The sequence below is a fragment of the Marinimicrobium sp. UBA4509 genome (assembly GCF_002388575.1).
Classification (GTDB): Bacteria; Pseudomonadota; Gammaproteobacteria; order Pseudomonadales; family Cellvibrionaceae; genus Marinimicrobium; species Marinimicrobium koreense.
Genome location: NZ_DGMV01000043.1, coordinates 29,222 through 36,408, shown reverse-complemented (window position 1 = coordinate 36,408; position 7,187 = coordinate 29,222). Strand labels below are relative to the sequence as shown.

At 61.0% G+C, this 7,187-nt stretch carries 7 protein-coding genes and 1 pseudogene; 1 reads left to right on the top strand and 7 read right to left on the bottom strand.

Annotated features, from left to right (window positions below; all coding sequences use genetic code 11):
• Positions 1 to 110: 110 nt before the first annotated feature.
• From B3520_RS06655 to prmB, 3 genes are all read right to left on the bottom strand, one after another.
• Positions 111 to 884, bottom strand: coding sequence for an amidohydrolase (locus B3520_RS06655; protein WP_286806850.1), 774 nt, complete (start codon positions 882 to 884; stop codon positions 111 to 113).
• Positions 885 to 975: 91 nt separating this feature from the next.
• Positions 976 to 2,073: a chorismate synthase gene (aroC, locus tag B3520_RS06650; protein WP_286806851.1), complete on the bottom strand. Its 1,098-nt coding sequence runs from the start codon at positions 2,071 to 2,073 to the stop codon at positions 976 to 978.
• Positions 2,074 to 2,111: 38 nt separating this feature from the next.
• Positions 2,112 to 3,029 carry a 50S ribosomal protein L3 N(5)-glutamine methyltransferase gene (gene prmB / locus B3520_RS06645; RefSeq protein ID WP_246004339.1) on the bottom strand — a complete coding sequence of 306 codons (918 nt, stop codon included), beginning with the start codon at positions 3,027 to 3,029 and terminating at the stop codon, positions 2,112 to 2,114.
• A gap of 199 nt (positions 3,030 to 3,228) precedes the next feature.
• On the opposite strand from prmB, the pseudogene folE reads away from it, so the two are divergent.
• A pseudogene (folE, locus tag B3520_RS06640) lies at positions 3,229 to 3,771 on the top strand (GTP cyclohydrolase I FolE); the annotation flags it as partial.
• A gap of 21 nt (positions 3,772 to 3,792) precedes the next feature.
• Here the strand turns inward: folE and B3520_RS06635 are convergent.
• From B3520_RS06635 to sixA, 4 genes are read right to left on the bottom strand one after another with little or no spacing between them, the layout of a single operon-like run.
• Positions 3,793 to 4,752 carry a DUF4892 domain-containing protein gene (locus B3520_RS06635; RefSeq protein WP_286806852.1) on the bottom strand — a complete coding sequence of 320 codons (960 nt, stop codon included), beginning with the start codon at positions 4,750 to 4,752 and terminating at the stop codon, positions 3,793 to 3,795.
• A 40-nt stretch (positions 4,753 to 4,792) separates the two neighbouring features.
• Positions 4,793 to 5,674: an alpha/beta fold hydrolase gene (locus B3520_RS06630; RefSeq protein WP_286806853.1), complete on the bottom strand. Its 882-nt coding sequence runs from the start codon at positions 5,672 to 5,674 to the stop codon at positions 4,793 to 4,795.
• On the bottom strand, positions 5,671 to 6,570 hold the full coding sequence (locus tag B3520_RS06625) for a substrate-binding periplasmic protein (RefSeq protein WP_286806855.1): 900 nt from the start codon (positions 6,568 to 6,570) through the stop codon (positions 5,671 to 5,673). The genes B3520_RS06630 and B3520_RS06625 overlap by 4 nt, the downstream gene beginning before the upstream one ends.
• A gap of 56 nt (positions 6,571 to 6,626) precedes the next feature.
• On the bottom strand, positions 6,627 to 7,094 hold the full coding sequence (sixA, locus tag B3520_RS06620) for a phosphohistidine phosphatase SixA (protein ID WP_123637545.1): 468 nt from the start codon (positions 7,092 to 7,094) through the stop codon (positions 6,627 to 6,629).
• Between the last annotated feature and the right edge of the window lie 93 nt (positions 7,095 to 7,187).

Genomic DNA, 7,187 nt, shown 5'->3' with positions numbered 1-7,187 from the left:
GGCGGATGCGCTTCGCTTATCCGCCCTACGCCACCTCCGCAGCCAAGCGTAGGGCGGATAAGGGCGAAGCCCGCATCCGCCGTTACCCAGCACCACATCACACGCAATACTTACCGCAATATCTCAAACCCATCCGCATCCAGATGGGCGGGAAATGACTCACGATATTGGGTCAGCCTTTCCGCACTGAGCACTGCGGTAAAACACCCTTCGCCATCCTCTGCATCGACCAACACCTCGCCGGCGGGGCCATAAATGGCACTGTCACCACAGTAGTCCTGATCTTTCTCATCCACGCCGATACGATTCACGCCCGCCACGTAGCTCAGGTTTTCAATCGCCCTCGCCTGCAAGAGGCGTCGCCAGTGTAACGATCGGGCGGCCGGCCAATTGGCGACGTACAGGGCCAGATCATAATCCCCCCGGTTGCGACTCCACACCGGGAAGCGCAGGTCATAGCAGATCATCGGCAGAACCCGCCAGCCTTTCAGCTCGACCAACACCCGCTCCTGTCCCACGGCGTAACGCTTGTGCTCGCCCGCCATACGAAACAGGTGCCGCTTGTCATAGTGCACCCAGCTACCATCGGGGCGCATCCACACCAGGCGATTGCTGTACTGGTCATTGTCTTTCACCACCAGAGAGCCGGTCACCACCGCATCCAGCTCGGACGCCCAGTGCGCCAGCCACTGCCAGGCGCGCCCGCCCACGACTTCAGCGTGGTCCCGCGCCGTAGCGCTGAATCCGGTGGTAAACACTTCGGGGAGTATCACCAGGTCACTGCCCCGGGCCCGCTCCAGCCAGGGTTCATAGCCGGCCAGATTGCGCTGCGGGTCATCCGGCGCAATGGTGGCCTGAATCAGGGATAAGGTGAGATCTTGCATACACAGGCTCCCGGAGATTCTCGGAGCCCGGCAGGTCAGGAAGGTGGCATGCCGGGATAAAGGCCCAGCATGCCACAATCGCCACGGGGAATCACGACTGTGCGGGAATCACCGGCGTATCGACACGTACGTCCGCATTCTGTGCCCGGTGACGCAGGCTGTGATCCATCAGCACCAGAGCCAGCATCGCCTCGGCAATGGGGGTTGCGCGAATGCCCACGCAGGGGTCGTGACGTCCGGTGGTGATCACCTCCACCGGCTCGCCCTGGACGTCAATGCTGCGCCCGGGCACCCGCAGACTGGAGGTGGGTTTGAGGGCCAGATGAGCCACTATGTCCTGGCCGGAGGAAATGCCCCCCAGAATGCCGCCGGCGTTGTTGGAGGTAAAGCCTTCCGGGGTCAGCTCGTCACGGTGCTCGGTGCCTTTCTGGGCCACCGAATCAAAGCCCGCACCGATCTCCACCCCTTTCACGGCGTTGATGCTCATCAGCGCGTGGGCGATATCCGCATCCAGGCGATCAAAAATCGGCTCCCCCAGCCCCGGCTGCACGCCACTGGCCACCACGGAAATCTTGGCGCCTACGGAATTGCCCTCTTTGGCCAGCGCCTGCATGTAGGTTTCCATCTCCGCCACCTTGGAGGCGTCGGGGCAGAAGAAGGGGTTCTCGCTGATCTGATCCCAATCCACCGACTCAATCGCAATGGGCCCCAACTGCGAAAGGTACCCACGCACTTCGATGCCGTAGCGCTCGCGCAGGTATTTTTTCGCGATCGCACCGGCCGCCACCCGCATGGCGGTTTCCCGGGCGGATGAACGGCCGCCGCCGCGATAGTCGCGCACGCCGTACTTGTGGTGATAGGTGTAGTCCGCATGCGCCGGGCGGAACTGATCCTTAATCTTGGAGTAATCCTTGGAGCGCTGATCGGTGTTTTCAATCAACAGGCCAATGGGCGTACCCGTGGTTTTGCCCTCGAACACGCCGGACAGAATCCGCACCTGATCGGCTTCGCGCCGCTGGGTGGTATAGCGGGACTGACCGGGCTTGCGCCGGTCCAGGTCGAACTGCAGGTCTTCCTCGGACAGCGCCAAGCCCGGAGGGCAGCCATCCACCACGGCGCCCAGCGCCGGGCCGTGGCTTTCGCCAAAAGTGGTCAGGGTAAACAGTTTGCCAAAGCTATTGCCGGACATAATCGGTTCCGAATTTCTCTTAAACGCAAAAGGAGGAATTATACCTCAGAAAAGGCCGCCAGCGCCCGAGCGCTCAGCACGAACACCCCGTGACCGCCCCGCTCGAACTCCACCCAGGTAAAGGGCAGCTTGGGAAAAGCCTGCTCCAGAGCCACCTGGGAGTTGCCCACCTCCACCACCAGAACCCCGTCCTCGGTCAAGTGTCGAGGCGCCTCGGCGAGCAGGCGCCGGGTAAAGTCCAGGCCATCATCCCCGGAGCCCAGCCCCAGCTCAGGCTCGGCATGATACTCCGCCGGCATGCTGGCCAGATCACGAGCATCCACATAGGGCGGATTGCTGACGATCAGATCGTAGCGACGCTCACCGAGGGCCGCAAACCCATCGGACTCCAGGGCCTCAACCCGCCCCTCCAACTGGTGGGCCTTGATGTTGGCCCGGGCGACGTCCAGCGCATCCGGGGAAATATCGCTCAGGTCGACCTGAGCCTCAGGAAAGGCATAGGCACACGCAATACCGATACAGCCACTTCCGGCACACAGATCCAGCACCCGCTCCGGCTCCAGCTCCAGCCAGGGCTGAAACCCGGCTTCGATCAACTCGGCGATAGGCGAGCGCGGGACCAGCACCCGCTCGTCCACCGCAAAACGCAAGCCACAGAACCAGGCCTCGCCGGTCAGATAGGCTGCCGGCACCCGCTCGCGGATGCGTCGGTCCAACAGCGCAGCAACCGTCTCTCGCTCGGCATCAGTCAAACGCGCATCCAGCCATTCCTGGCGACTGTTCTGAACCGGCAAGTGCAGTGCATGCAACACCAGTTGGACTGCCTCATCCCAGGCGTTGTCGGTACCGTGGCCGAAGAACAGCCCCTCGGCATTGAAGCGACTGGCACCCCAGCGAATAAAATCTCGAACGGTTTTCAGTGGCGCCCAGGGCGGCAAGACATCAGCAGATGACACGAGGCGGATCCTTTGTGATGCGGTAAAAAAACGCTATTGTACCGATTCTGAGGCACCCGTGGGTCGCATTTCTCCCAATCGGGACAGGTGATCCCAAACGATAGACAGGTCGTAAAAAGCCCTTTACCAATTTGGCCGCTTGACGTAGGGTAGCCGCCCTCCTGATAAGCTTGCAGGCCCCTACAGGGTTGAGGAACAGACAATGAAAGAACATTTTGCCCGGATTATTGAAGGCATCGGCGAAGATCTGACACGTCCGGGACTGGTGGATACCCCCAAGCGGGCCGCCAAAGCCTTCCAGTTTTTGACCAAAGGATACGAGCAGGACCTGGAGGAAGTCGTCAATGGCGCCCTCTTCCCCTCCGACTCCAGCGAAATGATCATGGTCAAGGACATCGAGCTGTACTCCCTGTGCGAGCACCATCTGCTGCCCTTTATCGGTAAGGCTCATGTCGCCTACATTCCCACCGGGCATGTGTTGGGTCTGTCAAAGGTGGCCCGGATTGTGGACATGTTTGCGCGCAGACTGCAGATTCAGGAGCAACTTACGGTACAGATTGCCGAATCCATCCAGAACATCACCGGCGCCTCGGGCGTGGGCGTGATCATCGAGGCACAGCACATGTGCATGATGATGCGCGGCGTGGAAAAACAGAATTCGGTGATGAAAACCTCGGCCATGCTGGGCACCTTCCGCAGCAATCAGGCGACCCGCACCGAATTTCTGTCACTGCTTCGCTAGCCAGGTTCAAACGTCCGATAATCAGCGCTCGGGTAAACGCACCACCTCCACCCGGGCGCTGCGCTCCCCCTTGCCCGCCGGAGACAGACTTCCCAACCCAAAGACCGGGATCCGTTGCTCACTGACTCCCTGCGCTTTGAGTTTTTCCCGCACCTGTTCGGCGTAATGCAGCGACTGGGATTGCTGCGCCTCCAGAGAGTCCGCACCGTAGTCATGGCCGACCAGCGCCACGACCCAACCGGATTCCTGCCGCAACAGGGTGGCCAGCGCATCGATGGCCGATTCGGAAACCGACACCCGCCAATCCTGCGCCGAACCCACGACATCAAATCCGGGCAGCACAAAATAGCCTGCCTCACGCAAGCGCTCACCCAGCACCGCAGGACTCAGGGTCAGCGCCGGCCGATCCACTTCCGGCATCTGCACCAGATCCAACTGGACGTACACCCGCCGGTTCCCGCGCCGCACAGAGTACAAGCTCGCGTAATAAACCGTGTCATCGCGCACGACTTCATACACACTGTAGTACTGGAATTGATCCAGACCGTATAGCTGAATCACGTTGAAGTGGTTGTTGGCCCAGTTGATACTCCCGCCGCACTCACGCTCCTCACAGGCAAACAGCTCGCGGGCACGACCGCTGATCAACTGCTCTTCGTAAAACCGGAAACCTTCGCGAGCACTAAAACCCGACGGCAACTCGAGCGTGCGTCTGAGGACATTGCCCTGGACTCGTTGCTCCCGCTCTGCCGACCAGGTTCCGCCGACTTTCTTGAAGGTGGACAGCGCCAGCACATACGTCTGATCCGGGCGGTACTCACGCATCATGACCCGGGCTTCCGGAAAATCCTCCAACCCGAGAAATTCCGGTACTTGCGTACCATTCTGAGCAACCACGTCTGTTGTGGCCAGCAGAAGGGCCCACCCCGTCAGCGCCATCGACAAAACAAAAGGCAGGGCGCGATAACACTTCAATCGCATGGCATTCTCCCATCAAGATCGAACCACCGAGTGGAGCTATTCATTGGGGAAGTTCATTCCATCCCAACGCCTGACCGCTTAAAAACCGGCGTAAACATTCGGCCACCTGTGGCGCCTGGGATTCCAGATGCAGGTGATGCCCTCCGGGCAACTCAATCCAGTCGAGTCGATCGGGAAACCGCTGCAGAGCCTCCCGATAATGACTGAATAATCGCGGAATGCCGTCCCGCCCGAGAATCATCGCCATATCCGCCGTGGCACTGGCAAGAAACGCCTCGATGTAATCCTCGGTCAGTTTTATCGCAGACGGCGCGAGCAGCCGTTGATCGGTACTCCAGGAGTAGCCGCCATCAACGGCTTTGGTCCCACGCTCGGTCAGCGCCCGGGCCGCGTCGATACTCAGCGGAAACATGCCTCTGGCACGCGCTTTGGCCGCCCGGGCCAGATCCCGGTACACACTGAGCGGTTTATTCCGCAACGCACTCATCTCCAGGATCGAGCGGGCCAGTTGTCGCGGGGCCGCCTGGGGTTGATGCACTTCCGGCCACAGCGCTTCAATCAGGGCCAACCGGGTAATACGTTCGGGAAACGTGCCCGCCGCGATCATGCCGATAATCCCGCCGCGCGAGTGCCCCAGCAGCGAAAACCGGTCCCACCCCAGTTGATCCGCCACCTCAAACAACTCCGAAACATCTTCCCAGATATTATACGGGCCGACACCGGCGCGGTGTCCGCTGCGACCGTGTCCCGCGAGATCCAGCGCGACAATGTGGGTATCTGGAAGCAGCGGCGCCAGCGCATTGAAGGTGGCGCTATTATCAAGCCAACCGTGCAGCGCCAGAATCGGTTCACCGCCCGGCTCACCCCACTCCTGGGCCGCCAGGGTCATACCCGGGAGAGAAAAGGTCCGCTCGCGACTCATGGGCGACCCGCTTTGTGCTGCGCCGAATCAGCGGTGGCATCGTCCGTTATGTCGGGGTGCCACCACAACTCGGAACGATCCAGAGGCGTGCGCTCCGGCAGCAGCGGATTGGTCAGTTTCAGCACGCGGCGCTCATTCAATGCCGCGCGCTCAAAAATCGGACGTTGACTCGGGTGCTGGAAGAACAGCTCATCAAAGCTGCCGTCCGCGATCGCCCGCTCGAGCCCCTGCTCCAGCCGCTGCGCAAGTGCCGCGTTCTGGCGGCGCACGAAAAAGTAACTGGCCGCAGGGTAGTGCAGCAACAGCCTCGGCTCGACCTTAAGATCGAGTTCCGGACGCTGCGCCACTTCCGCCCAGGGTTCATTCAGAGCACGGGGGATATAATCAATGCGTCCGTGCCGCAACATGGTGAACAGGGAAAAATAACCACTCGTGGTAACAGGCAGCTCATTGTGCCGAAGGATATCGGTATCCGGCCAATCCGCCGCTTGCCCGGCGACATGTCGGGCGAGTGCTTCCAGAGTCGTCGCATCGGCAAAACGGGCGTGATCGTCGCTTCTGACCACCAGCAACCGGTAACCCGCCATCCCCTTGGTCAGTGGGATGCGCACAGGCCTTAAATGGCGCTCGCGATTGCGCGTGGTCATACTCCAGAGCACGTCGATCTTTTCGCCTGCGGAAAGCAATCGGAGGATACGCCCCTGGGGAACGCGCAAGGGCACCGCCTGCAGACGGTAATCGCCGAACTCGTCCCGCGTTTTCTCCAGAGCCAAGCGTAGCAGTTGCTCGAAATAGTCGTTTCGCTGGTCCAGGGGGCTGCTCATATCCGGGTAGCGCACCACCAGCGGCTCGCCGCCTTCGGTCGACGCCAGCGAGGCTCCACTCCATAGGATCAAGGTGGCAATTCCGGAACACAGCATTCGAGACCAGGTCGCCACCGGAACCACCATTATCAGTCTTCCCGGTGACGGAGCCAGCGTAATTCTCCGACACCACCGGCGACCACATCCAGGGTCAGACAGGCGACGGACGCCGTACCCATGGTATAGCGACCCGGTTCGGCGCCAGTCAGATAATGAATAAGATCGCCGACCAATGGCATGTGACTGACCAGCATCAGGTTATCCTCCTCACAGGCCTGCAACTGGGCACACAGCGCCTCGAGGTCGGCCTCCGGGGTGAGCAGCTCGGTCTCGACCGGCTCGGCCCCGCGGCCCAGGACCTGATTGACGATTGCGGCCGTCTGCCGGGCGCGGCGGTAAGGGCTGACCCACAACTGATCCAGATCGGACAGCTCGTCGCTCAGCGCGTTGGCCACCCGCTCGACATCCGCCTCACCCCGGGCGGTCAGGGGCCGCTCGGCATCCGATGACGCTTTGGTCTGAGCCTGACCGTGACGCATAATGAACAGGGTTTTCATTCAAACACCTCAGTTGCGCGAATGATCGTCGCCGGTCTCTTCCCGCTCGTCTTGTCGGGGTGCTGGTGACTCAGCCTCCGGCCAGTCACTGAT